Origin of the sequence: Clostridium sp. SM-530-WT-3G (assembly GCF_012843905.1) — a bacterium.
Lineage (GTDB): Bacteria > Bacillota > Clostridia > Clostridiales > Clostridiaceae > Clostridium.
In genome coordinates this window covers 1-22,926 of the sequence record NZ_JABAGC010000017.1, presented here as the reverse complement: position 1 = coordinate 22,926, position 22,926 = coordinate 1, and the positions used below count along the sequence as shown (strand labels likewise).

Genomic DNA, 22,926 nt, shown 5'->3' with positions numbered 1-22,926 from the left:
GCTATGAGAAAAAAGAATAAGGGTTTTACATTGCTAGAGTTAATAATAGTGCTAGCTATAACAGGAATAATTATGAGTATAGTTATATCAGTATTTATGAATGGAAATAAAGTGTTTTCTGATTCAAGTACTAAAACGACTCTGCAAATGGATGCTAAAGATATTCAAGAAAAGATAAGTGATATATGTATGCAGGCAAGTAGCATTGATTATATAAGTGGAAATACTGAAAATGGTGAAATTAAAGAATTAGTTCTTAAGTTAGATGATACTGATGAAAATATCAGTAAGGCTAAAATTCAAATAAACAATAATGAACTAAATATTAATGGGTTTAAGATACCAAGTAAAGTAAGTAACATGAAAATTAATAAGGAAATAGTTGATGAAGCATATAAAAAAAATGGTGATTTATCTAAGTTTAGGTCCATAAATTTTGATATTGAATTAGAGGGAAAAAAGAAATTTGGTAATAAAATATTATATCCTGTAAAGTTTACCGTAGCATTTAGAAATAAAAAATAAGATATATATTTAATTATTAAATATATGCGGAAAGGAGGGGAATTTATTGAGCTGCAGAATTAGATGGATACATAAAAAGAATATTTTTAAGTTTTTAAGTATTGTATTAGTAGCAGCTATAATTATAGGATTTCAAGTAGGGATGAATTTGAAAACTAAAGCAGCAGAACGTACTGAGCCAAGTTTTTCTATATCAGATCTCAAGTATACTCCTGAAAATCCTATAGTAGGAGAGGATATTACTGTTACAGGGAAAATAATTCCAAATGACTTTGTTACAAGTGTTCCTGAAAATGATATTGTTCTAGTTCTAGATGTATCTGGTAGTATGGAACGTGATTATCCTTATGTAAATCATCATATTGAGGTTAAGACGGTATATCGTTCTTTTTTATTTTATGATTATGAATATTATTGTTATGATTGTGGAAAATATGTTGATAAGAATCATAGAAATGAATATGTAGAAAATGGGAAACTGAAAGAACTGAAAAAAGCGGCAAATAATTTTATAGATAAAATGAAAAGTGTTCCCAATGTAAAAATAGGTATTGTTGCTTATTCAGATTATGCATGGGTTAACCCAAATGGATTTTGGGGATATAGTAGAACGAGAAGTCTTGATGTTAGTTCTTATCATGATGTACCAGATTATAACTTACAGGGGGATTTTCTACTTGATAGTACTGATAGAAGATTATCGCAAATGGTTAATGGACTAAGTGCATTAGGTGGAACTAATACTGGTGAAGGTATGAGAAAAGGTCTAAAATTACTTGAAACAGGTAATAAATCTGCAAAAAAAACAATGGTTTTAATGTCTGATGGTCTTCCTACTTTTTATTCAGTTAAAGATAGAGGATATGATTATTATACTCAAGAAAATTTCTCTTATCCTGATTATAGAGGTACAGGAAATAGCGATGAAGATGAAAAATGTCTAAATTATGCAACTACTATAGGAGATAAAATTAAACAAAATTCATTTAATGCATTTACAATAGGTTATGGTTTAGATGATGATGGTAATAAAAAACTGAAAAAAATTCATGAATCTATGGTGGGAGAAGAATTCAGTGAAAATAGTAAAAGTTATGAAGAAAATGGATTTTTTGCTACAAGTACAGGTGCCATTGATAGTGTTTTTAACATAATAGGAAATAAAATATTAGATGAATATTCTGTTGATGATGGTTTCTTTCATGATGAAATGGTTGATGGTTTTGAACTTGCAATAGGAAGTGAAAAAGTATCTATACCGAGTATGAAGTATAAGAAAGTTGGAGAAGTAAAAAATGGTAAAGTAACTTATCATTGTGAACCATATGAATTTTCTATTGTAATTAAAGGTGGAAAATCTGGTGAATTTGAAAATATATTTGATAGAGCATATATTTCATTTTCATGGCAAGATAAAACTATTAGAACATCAATGTTGGATATGGGAATTAGTATTGATGATAACAAACTTCCTAATATAAGAGCAGAGCTTATAAGTGAACAAAAGGTACGGCTTGACCCTAATGCAAGTTCATCAGTAACATATAAAATAAATGCAGAAAGTTTTCAATATGAAGATACTGCAAATCAGTCTTTCAAAAAGGATGTTATTATTTTAGTTGATACTTCTAGTGGAATGGATTCACAAAAATTAAATCAGTTTAAAAATGGAGTGTTTAATAAATTGTTGTCTGACAACACATTAAGAGCAACAACAAAGTATTGTGTAATAACTTACAATTCTACAGCAACAATTAAAAATCCTGATAATGAGCAGAATTACCAGAATTATAAAGATGTTGAGGGAGAAACTGAAAATTTAAAACAGAATCCAAATAGAATAAATGACTTGGTAATTAAGAATTTAGCTATATCTGAAATATCAAATAGAAATATAGGTGATGCATTAGAAAAAGCAGCAGATGTTTTTAATGAAGATAAAGATAAAAGTGATAGATATCTTTTATTAGTGTCTTCAGGAAATGTTGAGTATACATCACAAAATATAGAGGATTTTAAGAAAAAGGTTGATAACTTCGAAGTATTGAGTCTTGCCATAGGAAGTAATAATGATAATAGTAATCCAGATACTTTCTTGTATAATGTACATAAAGATTTGTCAGGTGAAGAGAGCGCACAATTAGTTAGTAATAATACAGAAGGAAAGTATTTTGTAAGCTCAGGAAAAGAGAATAATAATGATATTAACAATACTATTATGTCTCAAATTGCTGAAAAAATTAAAAGTAATGGACAAAAACGAAATTATGAATTCAATGTATCATTAAAATTTAATTTAGGAAATGATATTGACCTTATAAGTGGATTAACATCAAGTAATGGAAACTACTACACGGCTAATACTAAGGTTGTGTATAAATATAATAGTATAACCAAAGAATATGAGGCAGAACCAACTAATGATATTGCATTTGAAGTTAAGCCTAATAAAATCGGACAAAAGTGTAAATTTGGTAGTGATAACACAATATCATATAATGGTATTACAGATTTTATAGAAAGAAATATTGGTAAAACACCTGAATTTATTATTGAGTCAGAAAATATACAGCATGGAATATACCAAGGTAGAGAATATAGTGGAAGTTATAATTTAGATGAAAGTAATAATCATACATATTACAAAGGAAGTATGGCCACAATGGGAATAAAAGCAGAAGTTTATGGGACAGAACCATTAACTTTAACAATTGGAAATAATGCTACAATTCAAGATAAAATAAGAATATATAATACAGAAACTGGACAATTGATAAATACCATTAATACATCTTCTGATTCTAGAAGTTATAGTATACCAATTACGGATATTATAAGCGAAGATAAAAAAAATATATTTATTTTATATACAGTAAAAATAAATAATAATGCTTCTGGCAAGCTTACTAATAGAGTAACAACTTATAATGGTACTTATAAGGATGCAGAAATAAATATAGGAGGAGAACTTCCAGATTTATTTTAACTTATAAAAGAAAGACATACACTAGCAATTAAATACTAGTGCATGTCTTTTTTATAATTAAATCATCTAGTTAAAAGCTTTATAAATAGCTGCTATACCTTTTTCGAAGTTATCATTTTCAACACCAACTAAAATGTTCATTTCACTTGAACCTTGGTCGATCATTCTGATATTTACTTCAGCATTTGAAAGAGCTGCAAATATCTTTGCGGCAGTACCTCTTTGTTTGGCCATACCACGTCCAACAGTTGCAATCATAGCCATATTTGGATGCACCTCTATTGTATCAGGATTACATGATCTTTTAATTTCATTAAGAACATTTTGAGTTTTCTTTTTTAATTGTGAATCTTGGATTACAAGGCATACAGTATCAATTCCTGATGGCATGTTCTCAAATGATATATTATTTTGTTCAAGAACTGATAAAAGCTTTCTGCAGAATCCAAGTTCTGAATTCATATTAGCTTTTGTTATTGAAATTACAGTAAAATCTTTCTTACCAGCAATACCTGTTATGATATTTGGGTTAATTGGATTTATTGCATCACTTTCTTGAACTATAAATGTACCTTCATCTTCAGGTTTGTTTGTATTTTTTATATTGATAGGAATACCTATTTCTCTAACTGGGAATATTGCTTCTTCATGTAGAACAGAAGCGCCCATATATGATAATTCTCTAAGTTCAGAATAAGTTATTCTGCTTATTGGCTTTGGATTTTCAACTATTCTTGGATCTGCCATTAAAAATCCAGAAACGTCTGTCCAATTTTCATAAAGATCAGCATTTACGCTTGCAGCAACTAGAGCACCTGTAACGTCTGAGCCACCTCTTGAAAATGTTACTATATTGTCATCTTTATCAGAGCCATAAAATCCAGGAATTACAGCTTTATTTGCTTTTGATAATCTGTCTTTAAGCATTGTATTAGTTAAGTCAGAATCTAATGAACCATCTTCATTAAATTTGATAACATCTTTAGCATCAACAAATTCAAATCCTAAATATTTTGCGAGAATTAATCCGTTTAAATATTCACCACGGCTTGCAGCATAATCTTTAGAGGCCCCATCTTCTAAATCTTTTTTTATAGTTGCAAGGTATTCAGTAATATCAAAATCTAAATTTAAATCACTAATTATTCCTAAATATCTATTCTTAATAAGATTAAATACTTCATCTAAAGAAATACCAACTGAAACGTGTGAATGACAAAGATATAAAAGGTCTGTAATTTTTGAATCTTTAGAGTTTCTTTTTCCAGGTGCAGAAGGTACAACATACTTTCTGTTAGGATTAGATTCAATAATACTTTTTACTTTTTTAAATTGATTAGCATCAGCTAATGAACTTCCTCCAAATTTTGTTATAATTGTATTCATAATTATTGCCCCCTAATATTTTGAAATTATATTTAAAATTGTAACAATTAATATAATAATATTCAAGAAATTTTAATAATAAAAACGGGATATTAATGATATAATGAAGAGTGAGAATGAGGAATTAATAAAAATATAGGGTAATTTGATAAAATTTTTATTATAAAAGATTAATTTATTATATGATGACAAAAGATAAATGTATAAGGGTGAGGGTATAAGTGGAGAAAGAAGTTTTTGATAAAAATATAATACAAGAGGCACAGCAAAAGCTTGCAGAAAAAAGAGCTAAGCAAAATGAACTTGATTCAATTAAAAGTTCAGTAAAGATGATAAGTGATGCAGTAATTTTGTTAAATAGTAAAATGGAATCTTTGAAAAATAGTAATTTAAAAAGTGTAGAAGATGCCGTTGCTAATTTTGAGGAAATTGCAGATTATCACAGCAAAAAAATTGATAATTATGATAATAATTTTAATATTATAAAAAGAAAAATTAATTCATTCAATGATGTTGCTGCAGATATGCTTAATAAAATCAAGAATGTGTGTGAATCTTTAGAAATTAATAATATTCAAGAACTTTCAAAGGAAACAGAAGAATATGCGGACATTATAAAAAACAAAATTAAGGATATAAGCTTAGAATTTGATAGTTTAAATGATGTTCGATTAAAGATTGAACAAATAAACGAAAATATAAGTAGCATAGAAAGTTATAATATTAATGGAAATATAAATGCATTATATGAATCAATAGAAAAAATTAAGAATTTTGCAGATGTATTTGAAGGGAATATATCTTATTTGGATAACAAAGTTAATGATGCCGGGTTAATAGATAAAGCTGAGAAAAAAATTAAATCATTTGATAAAGTTTATGATTCAGTAGACTCTATTTTAGAAAAAACAGAAGCTATAACTGAAAATATTAAATCTGCTGAGAATACTGTAAGTAATATATGTAAATATAATGAAGAACAGAATAATAATATTCAAGAAGTAATTCAAAATAAATTTTCACTTTTAAGTCAAATTATCTTGGAGATTTCAGAGAAAATTCTTAATGAAAAGAATCAAATAGAGATATTTGTAAACCAAAAATATGATTATATAAATGAAAATCTCAATAAGATTAGTTCTGAATATGAAAATAATACTGAAGTATTTAAAAATATCATAGAAAACAATTCTAATGATATAGTTGAAAATATTAAAAATGTTGTAAGTGATAGTAATACTTTTGTAGAAGAGAGCATTAAGAGTATAGTAGATATTTATAATAATACTTTAAGGGAAAGTATAAGTGAAAAGTTAGAGCAGAAATTTAAAGAAAATAAGAATATTACAAATGAATTTAGACAAGAGCTAAAAGTTAGATATAATGCATTGGATGAATTGATAAATACAATCAAGAGTGATTCAAGTACAAGTGATGATGCTATAAAAAATATTATTACTAATAATTATGAAAAAATAATTCAGACTATAAATAATATGAGCGAGTCTCAGGATGAAACTATAAATAAGATTAATGAATTATTAATTGAAAACTTTGGTGATGCATTAGAAAGAATTCATGATGTAGTTTGTAAAAATGAAAAGAAATATTCTTGTATTATTGAAAAGATTGAACAGTTATCTGAATCAATGAGTATATTAGATAAAAATATTAATAAAAGTCTTGAAAATAATTTTAAGGATATATATGATAAATTAAATTATTTAATAGATGAGAATATAAGATTACAAGAACAAGAAGAAAAGAAATATAAAAATTTAAATGAAAAGTTTGAAAGATTTTCATTTGATACAACAAAGAACTTTAAAAAACTTAAAGGTACTGTTGACGAACTATGCATTGAAATCCCTAAGCAAGTAAACTCTAATTTTAAAGAATTATTTTCAGAATTGGACGATAAGTTAAATGATGCATTTAATAATCAGTATAAAAAGATAGAAACAAATATAGAAGGGCTAAGTAATAATATTATAGATAAAGATGAATTTAATAAAAAATTCGAAAAGTTAAATAATATAGATGATAAAATATGTGAGCTTGAACAAAAGATAAATAATTTATTAGAGGAAAATAAAAGTTTAAAGGAAATTATAAATCAAAATAATCAAAGAATAAACCAGCATATGGGTTCTAATATTAATAATAACTCAAAAAGTGCAGGAATAAATAATACAATAAATCTTCTTGAGAAATCAGCTAATAATGGTGATATAAGAGCCTGCTTACAGTTAGGAGATATGTATTATAAAGGATTAAATACTAATCAAGATTTAGAGAAGGCACTAAAGTATTATGAAATTGGAAGTAGAAATGGAAGTACTGAGTGCAATTCTAAAATAATAATGATTTATAGTATTCTAGCAGAGAAAGGACTAGTAAAATATCAAATTCTTGCTGGAAAATCCTACTTGGAAGGTAAAATAATAAAGCAGGATTTAAATAAAGCATTAATATGGTATAAAAAAGCTGCAATTAATGGAAATGTTGAGGCTAAAGCAATGTTAATAAGATTATATACAATGATGGCTAATAATAATAATCCTGATGGTTTATATAATCTTGGCATGTGTTATTATGAAGGATTCTGTGTTCAAAAGGATTTAGTTAAGGCATATGAATACTTAAATAGAGCAGCTAGTTTAGGACATGCTGATGCAATAAAAAAAGTTAACTAATAAAAAGAAAAAAATATTAGCAGTTTTCCAAAATTAAGAAAAAATTTTCGAAAGCTATTGACATGGAAAATTAAGGGGAATATAATTAGTACATAAATTAAATATATAGACAACGAAGTCATAGAAGAGTTTTTTCATATGACTTCGTTTTTTTATTATCAAATAATTTTCTGCAGAATTTATAGGATAGTAATCTGGAATAGTAATTTTAATAAAAAATATTGAAAGTAATTAGGATAGGAGTATATGTGCTATGGCAGTATTTATACATTAAACGAGATTATTTTCTTAAGGGGGATTTTTTATGGATATAAACATGGCTATAGATACCTTTTGGGTGTTGATTGGTGGAATATTAGTATTTTGGATGCAAGCTGGTTTTGCAATGGTTGAAACAGGTTTTACTAGATCTAAGAATGCAGGAAATATTATAATGAAAAATTTAATGGATTTTGCTTTAGGTTCATTAATATATTGGATTTTAGGTTTTGGAATTATGTTTGGTGCAGATAAGGCTGGAATTATTGGGCTTCCATCATTCTTTACTAATGGAGTAGCTGAAAATGCTACAACTTCAATAAACAATTATGCTTTTCTATTTTTCCAGACAGTTTTCTGTGCAACATCAGCAACTATAGTATCTGGTGCTATGGCAGAGAGAACTAAATTTATTTCTTATTGTATATATAGTGCCATAATAAGTGCTGTTATTTATCCAATAGCTGGTCATTGGATTTGGGGTGGCGGCTGGTTAGCTCAACTTGGTTTCCATGATTTCGCTGGATCTACTGCAGTTCACTCAATTGGTGGATGGTGTGCTTTAATTGGTGCTTATATTCTTGGACCTAGAATTGGTAAATACACTAAAGGTGGTAAATCAAATGCTATACCAGGACATAGTTTAACTCTTGGTGCTCTTGGTGTATTCATTCTTTGGATGGGTTGGTTTGGATTTAACCCTGCTTCAAGTTTAAGTATAACTACTCCAGAAGCTTTAGAAATGAGTTCAAGAGTATTTATTACAACTAATCTTGCAGCAGCTGCAGCGGCTGCCGTAACTATGATTTTAACTTGGCTTAAATATGGTAAGCCTGATGTAAGTTTAACTTTAAATGGTGTACTTGCAGGATTAGTAGCCATTACAGCTGGATGTGATATGGTTTCTCCAGCAGGAGCAGCAATAATTGGTGTAGCTTCAGCATTTGCTATGGTTTATGGAATCGAATTTGTTGATAGAGTATTAAAAATTGATGATCCAGTTGGTGCAGTTGGAGTTCACTGTATAAATGGTGTTCTTGGAACAATCTTAACAGGTATATTTGCTATGGATGGAGGATTATTCTATGGTGGAGGATTTAAATTCCTTGGAGTTCAATGCTTAGGTACTTTAGTTGTAGCAATATGGTCTATTGTAACAGCAACTATATTATTTAAAGTAATTAAAGCTACTATAGGTCTTCGTGTTACTAGAGAAGAAGAAATCAGAGGTCTTGATTTAGAAGAACATGGATTAGAGAGTAGCTATGCTGATTTCCAAAGTATAGATATTAATATATAAATCAATTTTCAATGATCAATTGAAGAGGAGATGGACGATTATGGCAGATAATATTTATAAAATAGATATAGTGACAAGAAAAAGTAAATTTGAAGAATTAAAAAATGCTCTTAATGAAATAGGAGTTATGGGTATGACTGTGACACAGGTATTAGGATGCGGTACTCAAAAAGGTGATGTTCAATATTATAGAGGAGTTCCAATGGAATTGAAGCTTTTGCCTAAATTAAAAGTTGAAATAGTAGTATGTGAAGTTCCTGTTAAAAAGGTAGTTGAAGCTGCTCAAAAAGTACTTAGAACTGGTGAAATAGGAGATGGTAAAATATTTGTATATAATGTAACAGATGTAATTAAAATAAGGACTGGTGCTACAGGAAAAGATGCTTTATTAAATGAGTGAAATTAATTATGATAGGAAGTAATCAAAAACTTTTAGGAATATTTATTGAAAATATTTCTAAAAGTTTTTTTATTTTTGTGTAACGAAATTTGTTTTAAAGACTCATAAATAATGAAAATAATTTATGAGAGTGGAGTTGAAAGTTTAATGTAATTGATATTTAGTTAATTTAATAAGATTTATGAGTTTTGTTGATTGTAGGAAAATTGAAAATATTTAGTTTTAAATAAATTTAGTGCTAGAACTTTATTGTGTTAATAAAAAATGTAAAAAATACTTATTTTTTTAAATAATTCTTGATTTTTGAAAAAAATAAATATATAATTAATTTATAAAAATGATTGAGCAATGGCGTTCAATAGATTTGGTACTGACATATCTATTGTGCGCTTTTTTTTATATTAAAGGGGGAATTTTAATGGCAAAGTATACTAAGGAAGATATCTTAAAGCTAGTTGAAGAAAATGGTGTTAGGTTTATAAGGCTTCAATTTACAGATATCTTTGGATCATTAAAAAATGTAGCAATAACTGAAAAGCAATTAGAAAAAGCTCTTAATAATGAAATTATGTTTGACGGTTCTTCAATTGAAGGGTTTGTTAGGATTGAAGAATCAGATATGTACTTAAGACCTATTTTGGACAGCTTTGCGATCTTTCCATGGAGACCACAGCAGGGTAAGGTAGCAAGATTATTATGTGATATTTATAGACCAGATGGCCAACCATTCCAAGGTGATCCAAGATATGCACTTAAGAGAGTTCTTGAGGATGCTGCAAGCCTTGGATATGAAATGAATGTAGGTCCAGAATGTGAATTCTTCTTATTTGAAACAGATGAGCATGGCAATGCTACTACTAAGACTCAGGATAATGCAGGATATTTCGATTTAGCACCAACAGATTCAGGAGAAAATGTAAGAAGAGATATAACTTTGGCATTAGAAGATATGGGATTTGAAATAGAAGCTTCTCACCATGAAGTTGCAGAAGGACAAAATGAAATAGACTTTAAATATGGTCCAGCTCTAGAAACAGCAGATAAAATAATGACATTTAAATTAGTTGTTAAATCTATTGCTCAGAGACATGGATTATATGCTTCATTTATGCCAAAACCAATATTCGGAATAAACGGTTCAGGAATGCACATTAATATGTCATTATTTAAAGATGGAAAGAATGCTTTTGCTGATTCAAGTGATAAAAATGGATTAAGTGAAATAGCATATCAGTTCATAGCTGGTATATTAAAACATATTAAAGGATTAGCTGCTGTAACCAATCCATTAGTAAACTCTTATAAGAGATTAGTTCCTGGATATGAAGCTCCTGTTTATCTAGCATGGTCTTGTAGTAATAGAACAGCATTAATTAGAGTACCAGCATCTAGAGGTGAAGGAACTAGAGTAGAACTTAGATGTCCAGATCCAAGTGCAAATCCATATTTAGTACTTGCAGTATTATTACAGGCAGGATTGGATGGAATTAAAAATAAATTACAAGTAGAAGATGAAACAGTTGATAATATATTTGCTATGACAGATAGGGAAAGAAAAGAAGCTAGAATTGAAAACCTACCAAATAACTTATATGAAGCAGTAAATTTCTTGAAGAATAGTGAAATTGCTAAAACAGCATTAGGAGACCATATTTTTAATAATTACATTGAAGCTAAAGAAGCTGAATGGGATGATTACAGAACAAAGGTACATGACTGGGAAATTGAACATTATTTAAATAGATACTAGAATTGTATCTTTAATCAGTTGTTAAGGTGGGGATTGCAATGGAGCAAAGAGAAAAGATTGTTATAGCTTTAAATAATGTGGATACATCAGAAAAATTAAAAGCTATGTTAAGTCAAGAAGGTTATCAAATTGTGGCATTATGTAGTTCTGGTAATGAACTTATAAGAGCTGTTATTAAATATTCCCCAGACCTTGCATTAGTTGGTTATAAATATAAAGATATGAGCCTTTTAGATGTATATGAGACACTATATGATCAGACTAATTTCCTTGCAATAGTAAATGAGCCATATAGGTATTATATAGAAGAGGATACAGATATTTATTGTATAGGTACAAAGATTTCTAATATTCTACTGACTAATGCTATTGATTTAATTTTTCAAAGTAAAAGGAGAATTGAAAAATTAAAGAAGAAGGTTGAAAAGTTAGAGCATACTTTAGAAGATAGGAAGGCTATTGAAAAAGCAAAAGGAAAGCTTATGACAACTTCAGGAATTACTGAAAATGAAGCTTTTAGATATATGCAGAAGCTGAGTATGGATTCAGGCAAAAGAATGAAAGATATTGCAGATCTTATATTAGAAGAATTAGCTTAAGTTTAGAAAATATTTTGATTAAACAAGTACGATTATTTAGTTTGGGTAAAAAGATAAAAATTTTTCATAAGCAATATAGCAAAGATATATTTTAGAGGGGGAAATTACATGGAAAAGTATATTCCAAATGAACAAGGGCTTTATAGCCCGTACTATGAACATGATGCATGTGGCATAGGAACTATAGTTAATATTGATGGTGAGAAATCTCATGAAATTTTATCAGATTGTCTTACTATATTAGAAAAATTAAAGCACAGAGGCGGAACTGGTGCAGATGAAAATACAGGAGATGGAGCTGGTATATTGTTTAATATACCAGATGAATTCTTCAGAGAAGAATTAAAAAGCAAGTATGTAGAATTACCAGAAGAAGGTGATTATGCAGTTGGTATGTTATTTATGCCTCAGGAAAAAAAGGCAAGGGAAGAATCTATGCGCCTTTTTGAAGATATATGTAAAGAAGAAAGTATGGAGGTTATTTTCTGGAGAGAGGTACCTACAAATCCATCAATTCTTGGTAAAGCATCTTTAGAAGCAATGCCGTATATAATGCAGGTTTTTGTCAAGAGACCAAATGGAACTAAGAAGGGAAAAGATTTTGAGAGAGAACTTTATATTGTGAGAAGAATAATTGAAAAAAGAGCTGGATGGATAGGAAAATTCTTGAATGAAACCTTCTACATAGCATCATTTTCTTCTAAGACAATCGTATATAAAGGAATGCTTTTATCTACACAGCTTAGAGAATTTTATAAGGATCTAGAAGATGAAAGACTAGTTACATCTTTAGCTCTAGTTCATTCAAGATATAGTACTAATACATTCCCAAGCTGGGAAAGAGCTCATCCAAACAGATTTATGATCCATAATGGTGAGATAAATACATTAAGAGGAAATGTTAATAAGGTTTATTCAAGAGAAACTAACGTTAAGTCGAGAGTTCTTGGTAAGGATTTAAACAGAGTACTTCCAATTATAAATAAAGAAGGGTCGGACTCAGCTATTTTCGATAATAACTTAGAATTTTTATATATGAATGGAATGGACTTAAGCAGAGCTGTTATGATGCTTATTCCAGAACCATGGTATAAGAGCAGGACTATGAGTAAAGAAAAAAGGGATTTCTATGAATATAATGCTACTTTAATGGAACCTTGGGATGGTCCTGCTTCTATTGTATTTACTGATGGAGAAAAGGTTGGTGCAGTTTTAGATAGAAATGGTCTTAGACCTTCAAGATATTATATTACTAAAGATAGAAGGTTAATACTTACTTCTGAAGTAGGTGCATTAGATATAGCTCCAGAATTAGTTGAAAAGAAAGATAGATTAATGCCAGGAAGAATGCTTCTTGTAGATACGGCTAAAAAAGAAGTTATAAGTGATGAAGAATTAAAGCATGCTTATGCTACAGAGCATCCATATGGTGAGTGGCTTGAAGAAAATCTTGTTACTTTAGATAAAATGGAAGAAAGCAAAAAGTATAAGATTGAATATGATAAAGAAACTAGAAAGAGATTAGAAAAGACTTTTGGTTTCACTTATGAGGAAGTTAAAAATACAATAGCTACAATGGCTGAAACTGCCTCTGAACCATTAGGAGCAATGGGCATAGATACTCCTCTTGCTGTATTATCTAGACAAGCTCATCCTCTATTTAACTACTTTAAACAACTATTTGCACAGGTTACAAATCCACCAATAGATGCAATAAGAGAAGAAATAGTTACAGCTACAAATGTGTATATTGGACCAGAAGGAAATATATTAGAAGATAGACCTTCAAACTGTGAAGTTATTAAACTTGATTCACCAATAATTACAAACGAAGAATTAGCTAAAATTAAAGAATATAATAAGGGAAATATAAAAACAAAGGTCATAGATATTGTATTTGATAAGGGTACATCCCTTGAAGATGCATTAGATGAAATGTTTGAAAAAGCTCAAGATGCTTATATAAAGGGATATACAATGTTAGTTTTATCTGATAGAAGTGTGTCTAAGGAAAAAGTTCCAATACCTTCACTACTTGCTGTTTCAGCATTACATCAATATATGGTTAAGAAAGGTACTAGAACTTCTGTAGGATTAATACTTGAAACTGGTGAACCAAGAGAAGTACATCATTTTGCTACATTACTTGGATTTGGTGCATCTGCAATAAATCCATATATGGCCTATGAATGTATTAGAGGTTCAGTTGAAGAAGGGTTAATTGAAGGTGTTGATTATGATAAGGCAGTTGAAAATTATAATCATGCTGTACTTAGTGGAATAACTAAGATACTTTCAAAAATGGGTATTTCAACAATTCAATCTTACCAAGGAGCTCAAATATTTGAAGCTATAGGTATAAGTAAAGAAGTTATAGATAGGTATTTTACTAATACTACAATCAGAATTGGTGGTATTGGTCTTAAAGAAATACAAAAAGAAGCAGAAATAAGACATGAAAATGGCTTTAGGCCTAAAACTTATGCTGCTGACTTTACATTAGATACTCCAGGATATGATAAATTAAGATCAGGTAATAATGGTCAGGAAGAACATTTATATAATCCTATGACTATTCATAAATTACAACAATCAACTAAACAAAATAGCTATGAATTATTTAAAGAATATACAGCTTTAATTGATGATGAACAAGCAGAAGTTACTTTAAGAGGATTACTAGAATTCAACTATACTTCTAAAGAAATTCCATTAGAAGAAGTTGAACCAGTTGAAGAAATTGTTAAGAGATTTAAGACAGGAGCTATGTCTTATGGATCAATTTCAAAAGAAGCTCATGAAGCGTTAGCTATTGCTATGAATAGAATTGGAGGAAAATCTAATACTGGTGAAGGCGGAGAAGACAGAGAAAGATGGATTTTAGATGAAAATGGAGACAGCAGAAGATCTTCAATTAAACAAATAGCTTCAGGTAGATTTGGTGTTACTTCTGAGTATTTAGTTAATGCAGATGAACTTCAAATTAAATTAGCGCAAGGTGCTAAACCAGGTGAAGGTGGACATTTACCAGGAGGAAAGGTTTATCCTTGGATTGCTAAGACTAGGCACTCAACTACAGGTGTAGGTCTTATATCGCCACCACCACATCATGATATTTACTCAATAGAAGATTTAGCACAATTAATTTACGATTTAAAGAATGCTAATACAGGTTCAAGAATTTCAGTTAAATTAGTTTCAGAATGTGGAGTGGGTACAATTGCTGCTGGTGTTGCTAAAGCAGGTGCTGAAGTAATCTTAATTTCAGGTTACGATGGTGGTACAGGTGCTGCACCAAGAAATTCAATTAAGAATGCCGGGCTTCCTTGGGAATTAGGTCTTGCAGAAACTCATCAAACCTTACTTCTTAATGAATTAAGAGAAAGAGTAAGAATAGAAGCTGATGGTAAGCTTATGAGTGGGCGTGATGTTGCTATAGCAGCTCTTCTTGGAGCAGAAGAATTTGGATTTGCTACTGCACCACTTGTAACATTAGGATGCGTAATGATGAGATTATGTAACTTAGATACATGTCCTGTAGGTGTAGCAACGCAAAATGAGGAGCTTAGAAAGAGATTTAAAGGTAAACCAGAATATGTTGTTAACTTTATGTACTTTATAGCTCAAGAATTAAGAGAAATAATGGCTAAGCTTGGATTCAGAAAAGTTGATGATATGATTGGTAGAGTAGATAAACTTAAACAAAAGAAACATGTTCATGGCTGGAAGGCTCAAAATATTGATTTAAGTTCTATACTTTATGTACCAGATAAATATAAAGGAAAAGTTGTTAGATTTAATCCTAAAAAGAAATATGACTTTAAGCTAAATAAAGTTATGGATGAAAAAGTGTTCTTAGATAAATTTAAGAATTCTATAGAAAATGGTGAAAAGGTTAGATATGAAGTAGATATTACTAATACAGATAGAACTCTTGGAACTATTTTAGGATCAGAAATAACTAAAATTAATGGTCATGAAGGATTAGCTGAAGATACTATTACTATTAAATGTAATGGAGCAGCAGGTCAAAGTTTTGCATCATTTATTCCAAATGGATTAACATTCGAAGTTGAAGGAGATGCTAATGACTATTTTGGTAAGGGGTTATCAGGTGGTAAGCTTATAATTTATCCTCCAAAGAAATCTTCATTTAAAGCTGAAGAAAATATATTAATAGGTAATGTTGCTTTATATGGCGCTACTTCAGGTAAGGCATATATAAATGGTATTGCAGGAGAAAGATTCTGTGTAAGAAATTCAGGTGTAACTGCTGTAGTTGAAGGTGTTGGGGCTCACGGATGTGAATATATGACTGGTGGTAAAGTAGTTGTTTTAGGTAAAACAGGTATAAATTTTGCAGCTGGCATGAGTGGTGGAGTTGCTTATCTTTACAGAGAAGATGAAAACTTCAGAACAAACATCAATGAAGAAATGATTCTTTTAGAAGAACTAAGTTTAGATGATGAAATTGAAGTTAAATCATTAATTGAAGAACATGTAAATGCTACAGGATCTCCTAAGGCCAACAAGATATTATTTAATTTTCAAACAGAAAAAGCTAAATTAATAAAGATAATTCCTAGAGATTATAAGAGAGTAGTTGAAACTGTTGAAAAGTATAAAAACCTTGGATGTGATGAAGAGGAAGCATTAATCAAAACATTCAAAGAAGTAAGAGGTAAATAGGAGGCGGAGATAATCATGGGTAAACCAACTGGATTTTTAGAATATGAAAGAAAAGAAGGTAAAAATAGAGACATTCAAAAAAGACTTAAAGATTATGATGAATTCCATACAAGACTTACCCTAGAAGAACAACAGATTCAAGCTGCTAGATGTATGGATTGTGGAGTTCCATTTTGTCAGTCAGGAATTGTAATTTCAGGAATGGTTACAGGTTGTCCTTTGCACAACCTAATTCCTGAATGGAATGACTTAGCTTATAGAGGTAAATGGAAATTAGCATATGAAAGATTAAGCAAAACTAGCCCATTTCCTGAGTTTACAAGCAGAGTATGTCCATCACCTTGTCAAGCTGCATGTACATGCGGAATAAATGGACCAGCAGTTAACATTAAAGAAAATGAAAGAGCAATTATAGATACAGCTTTTGAAAACGGAGATGTTAAAGCTAATGCACCAGCTAATAGAACAGGTAAAACTGTAGCTGTAATAGGTTCTGGACCAGCAGGTCTTGCTGTAGCAGATAAGTTAAATAAATGTGGACATAAGGTTACAGTATTTGAAAGAAATGATAGGCCAGGTGGATTATTAATGTACGGTATTCCTAATATGAAGCTTGATAAAAAAGTTGTACTTAGAAGAATACACCTAATGGCTGAAGAAGGAGTAAAATTTGTTTGTAATGCTGATGTTGGGCATGACTATGAAGCTTCAGAAATTTTAGACGGATTTGATGCAGTAGTACTTGCAACAGGTGCTTCTCAGCCTAGAGATTTAGTAGTGCAAGGAAGAAAAGATGCTAAAGGAATTTATTTTGCTGTAGATTTCTTGAAAGCTAATACAAAGAGCCTTTTGGATTCAAATCATGAAGATGGTGAATATATTTCTGCTAAGGATAAGAATGTAATTATTATTGGAGGAGGAGATACTGGTACAGACTGTGTTGCAACTTCTTTAAGACATGGATGTAAGTCATTAGTTCAATTTGAAATAATGGGTGAACCAGTAAAAGAAAGAGCAGCTAATAATCCGTGGCCAGAGTGGCCTAAGGTTCTTAAGGTTGATTATGGCCAAGAAGAATATATTGAATTATTCGGAAAAGATCCAAGAGAATATTTAACTACAGTAACTAAAGTAAATACTGATAAAGATGGAAATGTTGGAAGCGTTGATACTGTAAAAGTTGAATGGAAAAAAGATAAAAATGGAAGACTTGCACCAATTCCAGTTGAGGGATCTGAAAAGAACTATAAAACTGAATTAATATTACTTGCAATGGGATTTGTAGGATCGCAAAATTATATAAAAGAAGCATTTGGAGTAGAATCTGATACTAGAAGTAATATTAAAGCAGAATATGGCTCATTCAATACTAATATACCAAAGGTATTTTCAACAGGAGATGCTAGAACTGGTCAAAGTTTAGTAGTAAGGGCTATTGCTGATGGAATTGCAGCTGGAGAAGCTATAGATAAATTCTTAAGAGAATAATATAAAGTGTGTGATATATAGCTTATCATTTAAAAATAAAGGATTTAGATTTGTTTAAGTCTAAATTCTTTATTTTTATTTTAGTTAGTTAAATTTTGTAATCATAATATAAGATTTCAATCATTTATTATATTTATAAGTGTAATATTAATAAAATAAAAAAATAAATAATGGAATTTGTGGAATTAGACAAATTATTAGATTAATATTATGGAAAATTTTGCTTTTATATAACATTGTAAATTAAAATTTACTAATGTATAATAAAATAAATTAATGGACATAGAGGTTAAGAAGATGAATAGAGATTTTAAAAGACTTATATATATAATAATAGGTGTCGGTATTTTTGTTATGGTAGCAAAATTATTTATAAAGCTTCTTCCATGGCTTATAGTAGTTGGTGGAATAGTTTATGTGGTTTCAAAGATAAAAAGTTCAAGAGAACAAAAGAAGTTAAAAAATAATACTTATGATAAATCATCATATAAAAATAATATAAATGTAAATGTATATGAAACCAACCCAGAAGACTATACTAATGGTGAAGTTATTGATGTAGATTATGAAGATGTAGATAACAAATAGGTTACTTATTAAAAATAAGAATAGCTTATATGATATTATGGCAGGATTAATTTTTTATAATTAATTCTGCCTTTAATATTAGATAATAGTTAAGATAATTATACATTAAAGGATTAAACTATAATTAATTAAACTTAAAATAGGAGATATAGTATATGAATTTTAGAAAATTAAAGATATTTTATGAAACTGCAACAGAGTTAAATATGACTAAGGTAGCTAAAAAGTTGTATATAAGCCAGCCATCTATAAGTCAGGCTATTCATGAAATTGAAGAAGAACTCGATGTAATATTATTTGATAGAATAGGAAAAAAATTATTTCTTACAGAGGAAGGAAATATATACCTATCATATGCTAGAAGAATATTAAATCTTTATGAGGAAGGTTTAAAAACTATAAGCGATATGAGTAAAAATGAAAAGGGAAGAATAAAAATTGGTGCAAGTACTACAATTGGAATATACATTTTACCTGATATAATAAAAGAATTTCTGCAAAATTACGAAAGTATTGAAGTTTCATTAAGTGTTAATAATTCAGAAGAGATTGAAAAGATGGTACTAGAAAATCAAGTAGACTTTGCATTTATAGAAGGAAGAGCTTTTTCAGATGAAATAATTAAAGAAGATATGTGGGAAGATGAGCTTATATTTATAAGTAGTGCATATCATAAATGGAATAAAAAGAAAGAGTTGCAAAAGCAAGATATTGCTCATGAAAAACTTATAATGAGAGAAATAGGAAGTGGAACAAGAGAAGTAGTAGAAGGTTTTTTAGAAAATAATAATATAGATTATTCTATATTTATGGAGCTTGGAAATACAGAGGCAATTAAGAAAAGTGTTGAAGCAAATCTGGGAGTAAGTTGTTTATCAAAGAGAAGTGTTATTGAAAGAATAGAAAGTGGAAAGCTAAAAGGTTTTAGAATTAAAGGAAAAAGAATAACTAGAATGTTAAGTCTTATATATCATAAAGATAAATTTTTAAGTAACAATATAAAAAAATTTATTGAATATTCGAAGCAGTATTAAATACATTAAAAATTGTATAGAACTTACATAAGAAAGGATGTAAAATTTATTTGATAAATTAATAATATTAACTTTCTATTATATATAATTTAATTAAATATATATAACTATTTGCCTATTGAATATATATATGAAAATGTATTTCACTTATATACAACAAGTGTTTATAATTAATCTTGTACAGAAGATAAAACTTATTTAAACTTTATATAAATTATAAGGTTTTATATATAAAGTAAATTAGAGGTGGTCTTATGAAAAACAAGATTAAAGATATTATACCAGGTCTTATTATCGCAATTATTGTAGGTATTATTGGAAAGATTCTAGGAGCTTTTATTCCAAGCTTTGGAGCTGCCAGTTTTGCTATTATTGCAGGTATAATTTTAGGAAATACAGTTTTTAATAAACCTAAGTATAATAAAGGATTTAATTTCTCAGAAAAAGATTTATTATCATATTCTATAGTTCTTATGGGAGCGACTATAAACTTTATGGAAATCTCATCTTTAGGGTTTAATGGAATATTATTTATAGCACTTCAAATGACCTTTACTATATTGGTTGCATATTTTATAGGTAAAAAATTAGGCTTTTCACAAAAGTATTCATTACTTATGTGTTCAGGAAATGCAGTATGTGGTTCATCAGCTATAGCAGCAACTGCACCAAGTATTATGGCAAGTGATAAAGATAAAGCTATTTCAGTTACAGTAGTAAATTTAACAGGAACAATTTTAATGTTTGTACTTCCAGTTTTAACATCAGTTTTATACGGACATGCAACTCAACAAACATCAGCAATGATGGGAGGAATATTACAATCTGTAGGTCAAGTTATTGCTTCTGCAAAGTTTGTTAATGAAGATGTAGTCACACTTGCAACAGTATATAAAATAATAAGAATAATGTTCTTGGTAGTTGTAGTTATGGCATTTTCAAGAATTAATGTGCAACATGAAGATCATGTTTCAAAAGAAGAAGTTATACAAAGAGAAAAGAAATCTAAAGTGAGTATTCCTTGGTACATAATCGGATTCTTTATATTCTGTGTATTAAATAGCTTTGGTTTTATTCCTACAGTAGTTCAACATACATTTAAAGCTGTAAGTAGCAACTTTGAAATAATTGCTCTTGCTGCAATAGGATTAAAAGTTAAATTTGCAGACTTAGTTAAAGAAGGACCAAAATCAATGGCATATGGAATTTTAGTTGGAACATGTCAGGTGATAATGGCCATAGTATTAATTAAAATATTTGTTTAATATAAATTACATATATAAATAAAGTGAGATATATAAGAGTTTTTTCTTAATTATATCTCACTTTTTATTTGTTACTATATTAATAATTATTTATATATAGTAGATAATTCGATGTTACAAAAATTGATAAAAAGTGGTATTTAATGTATAATTTATAGTGACAATTAATAAGACAAATTAAGATACGCAATATAGGGGGGCAATATTTGTGAAGAAGATAGGAATGAAAACTCCATTAGTTGAACTTGATGGAGATGAAATGACAAGAATAGTATGGGCTGAAATTAAAAAAGAATTAATAGAACCATTTGTTGATTTAAAATCTGAATATTATGATTTAGGATTAAAAAATAGAAATGAAACAAATGATGAAGTGACAGTAGAATCTGCAAAGGCTATTAAGAAGTATGGGGTTGGAGTAAAGTGTGCAACTATTACACCAAATGCAGCAAGAGTTAAAGAATATGATTTAAAAGAAATGTGGAAAAGTCCTAATGGAACTATAAGAGCTATACTTGATGGTACTGTGTTCAGATCGCCAATTATAGTTGATCCAGTTAAACCTTATGTAAGGACTTGGGAAAAGCCTATAACAATAGCAAGACATGCTTATGGAGATATTTATAAAGCATCTGAGATGAAAATAAAGGGAAAGGGAAAATGTGAGCTTGTATTTACTTCAGAATCTGGTGAAGTTCGAAGAGAATTAGTTCATGACTTTAAAGAAGATGGAGTTGTTATGGGGATGCATAACTTAAACAAGTCCATTGAGAGTTTTGCAAGAAGCTGTTTTAATTATGCGTTAGATTTAAAACAAGATTTATGGTTTGGGGCAAAGGATACAATTTCCAAGAAATATGACCATACATTCAAAGATATTTTTGCTGATATTTATGAAAATGAATATAAGGAGAAATTTGAAGAAGCAGGAATTAAATATATTTATATGCTTATAGATTCAGCAGTTGCTAATGTTATAAAATCAAAAGGTGGAATGATATGGGCATGTAAAAATTATGATGGTGATGTGATGAGCGATATGATTGCTGCAGCATTTGGATCAATTGCAATGATGACTTCAGTTTTGGTATCACCAGATGGAAATTATGAATTTGAAGCTGCCCATGGAACAGTTCAAGATCAATACTATGATTATTTAGAAGGAAAAGAAACTTCAACTAATTCAGTTGCTACAATTTTTGCATGGACAGGAGCACTTAGAAAAAGAGGAGAACTTGACGGACTTGATGAGTTAGTTGATTTTGCAAATAAGTTAGAAAAAGCATCATTAAAAACTATTGAAGATGGTGTAATGACTGGAGATTTAGCTGCATTAGCTGTTCATGATAATGTTAAGAAAGTAAATACTTTTGAGTTTATAAAGTCTATAAGAAAAACTTTAGAAGAATTATTATAATTTGTACTAAATAAAAAATAATAAAAATAAAATATATTAATTAATAAATATAGCAGTTAAGATGTTATAAATTTTTTAAAGAAATTAATTACTTATAACATCTTCTTTTAAAATATGAATTGTTTCTTAATAAATATAATAATGAGCATTAATTAAGAGGTATATTTTAAAAAACTTTTTTATGTAAAAAAGTAAAATTTTTGCTTGATTTTTTAAAAAGATTACAGTAAAATATTTATTGTAGATGAACAAATATTACCGAGTAGTTCAATTGGCAGAACAGCAGACTCTGACTCTGCATGTTGTAAGTTCGAGTCTTACCTCGGTAGCCAATAGCTTAGAGATAGCAACGGTTTAAGGATTTTCCTTAAGCCGTTGTTTTGGTGTGCCCAGCATGGGCACGTGCTAATCGGTGAAAGTCCGTTACGGGGGCTGATAGTGCCAACCGCATAGCCAACGGCAAGGGTATCCATCGTGAGGTGGAATCTGAAGGAAGCCTGAGGCAAAACCTTGGTCTGAGGTACACGAATCACATTTGAGGCTTA

Annotated in this window: 14 protein-coding genes and 1 tRNA gene; 14 read left to right on the top strand and 1 reads right to left on the bottom strand. The window is 29.2% G+C overall.

The window, feature by feature from the left end; translation table 11 throughout:
* Nucleotides 1-3 precede the first annotated feature (3 nt).
* Nucleotides 4-525, top strand: coding sequence for a prepilin-type N-terminal cleavage/methylation domain-containing protein (locus tag HF850_RS08035; protein WP_169104938.1), 522 nt, complete (start codon nt 4-6; stop codon nt 523-525).
* A gap of 46 nt (nt 526-571) precedes the next feature.
* Nucleotides 572-3,511 carry a VWA domain-containing protein gene (locus HF850_RS08030; RefSeq protein ID WP_169104937.1) on the top strand — a complete coding sequence of 980 codons (2,940 nt, stop codon included), beginning with the start codon at nt 572-574 and terminating at the stop codon, nt 3,509-3,511.
* A 66-nt stretch (nt 3,512-3,577) separates the two neighbouring features.
* On the opposite strand, the gene HF850_RS08025 is transcribed toward HF850_RS08030, so the two are convergent.
* The gene (locus HF850_RS08025) at nt 3,578-4,897 is read right to left on the bottom strand and encodes an aspartate kinase (protein ID WP_169104936.1); all 1,320 of its coding nucleotides are present in this window, start codon (nt 4,895-4,897) and stop codon (nt 3,578-3,580) included.
* A 221-nt stretch (nt 4,898-5,118) separates the two neighbouring features.
* Here HF850_RS08025 and HF850_RS16135 point away from each other — a divergent pair, with 221 nt between their 5' ends.
* The 12 genes from HF850_RS16135 (at nt 5,119) to HF850_RS07965 (ending at nt 22,713) form a co-directional block, all read left to right on the top strand.
* Complete coding sequence (locus HF850_RS16135; protein ID WP_169104935.1) at nt 5,119-7,593, top strand: tetratricopeptide repeat protein; 2,475 nt, start codon at nt 5,119-5,121, stop codon at nt 7,591-7,593.
* A 304-nt stretch (nt 7,594-7,897) separates the two neighbouring features.
* Nucleotides 7,898-9,151, top strand: coding sequence for an ammonium transporter (locus tag HF850_RS08015; protein ID WP_169104934.1), 1,254 nt, complete (start codon nt 7,898-7,900; stop codon nt 9,149-9,151).
* Between the two features lie 40 nt (nt 9,152-9,191).
* Nucleotides 9,192-9,551, top strand: coding sequence for a P-II family nitrogen regulator (locus HF850_RS08010; protein WP_169104933.1), 360 nt, complete (start codon nt 9,192-9,194; stop codon nt 9,549-9,551).
* Nucleotides 9,552-9,969: 418 nt separating this feature from the next.
* Complete coding sequence (glnA, locus tag HF850_RS08005) at nt 9,970-11,301, top strand: type I glutamate--ammonia ligase (protein ID WP_169104932.1); 1,332 nt, start codon at nt 9,970-9,972, stop codon at nt 11,299-11,301.
* A gap of 38 nt (nt 11,302-11,339) precedes the next feature.
* The gene (locus tag HF850_RS08000; RefSeq protein WP_169104931.1) at nt 11,340-11,900 is read left to right on the top strand and encodes an ANTAR domain-containing protein; all 561 of its coding nucleotides are present in this window, start codon (nt 11,340-11,342) and stop codon (nt 11,898-11,900) included.
* Between the two features lie 108 nt (nt 11,901-12,008).
* Nucleotides 12,009-16,589 carry a glutamate synthase large subunit gene (gene gltB / locus HF850_RS07995; protein ID WP_169104930.1) on the top strand — a complete coding sequence of 1,527 codons (4,581 nt, stop codon included), beginning with the start codon at nt 12,009-12,011 and terminating at the stop codon, nt 16,587-16,589.
* Between the two features lie 15 nt (nt 16,590-16,604).
* The gene (locus HF850_RS07990) at nt 16,605-18,077 is read left to right on the top strand and encodes a glutamate synthase subunit beta (RefSeq protein ID WP_169104929.1); all 1,473 of its coding nucleotides are present in this window, start codon (nt 16,605-16,607) and stop codon (nt 18,075-18,077) included.
* A 297-nt stretch (nt 18,078-18,374) separates the two neighbouring features.
* Complete coding sequence (locus tag HF850_RS07985; protein ID WP_169104928.1) at nt 18,375-18,665, top strand: hypothetical protein; 291 nt, start codon at nt 18,375-18,377, stop codon at nt 18,663-18,665.
* Between the two features lie 155 nt (nt 18,666-18,820).
* Nucleotides 18,821-19,699, top strand: a complete 879-nt coding sequence (locus tag HF850_RS07980; RefSeq protein ID WP_169104927.1) for a LysR family transcriptional regulator — start codon at nt 18,821-18,823, stop codon at nt 19,697-19,699.
* Between the two features lie 254 nt (nt 19,700-19,953).
* Entirely contained in the window at nt 19,954-20,964 is a 1,011-nt protein-coding gene (locus tag HF850_RS07975) for a putative sulfate exporter family transporter (RefSeq protein ID WP_169104926.1), read from the top strand.
* 208 nt (nt 20,965-21,172) lie between these two features.
* Entirely contained in the window at nt 21,173-22,381 is a 1,209-nt protein-coding gene (locus tag HF850_RS07970) for an NADP-dependent isocitrate dehydrogenase (protein ID WP_169104925.1), read from the top strand.
* 256 nt (nt 22,382-22,637) lie between these two features.
* Nucleotides 22,638-22,713: transfer RNA gene (locus HF850_RS07965), tRNA-Gln, on the top strand.
* Nucleotides 22,714-22,926 lie beyond the last annotated feature (213 nt).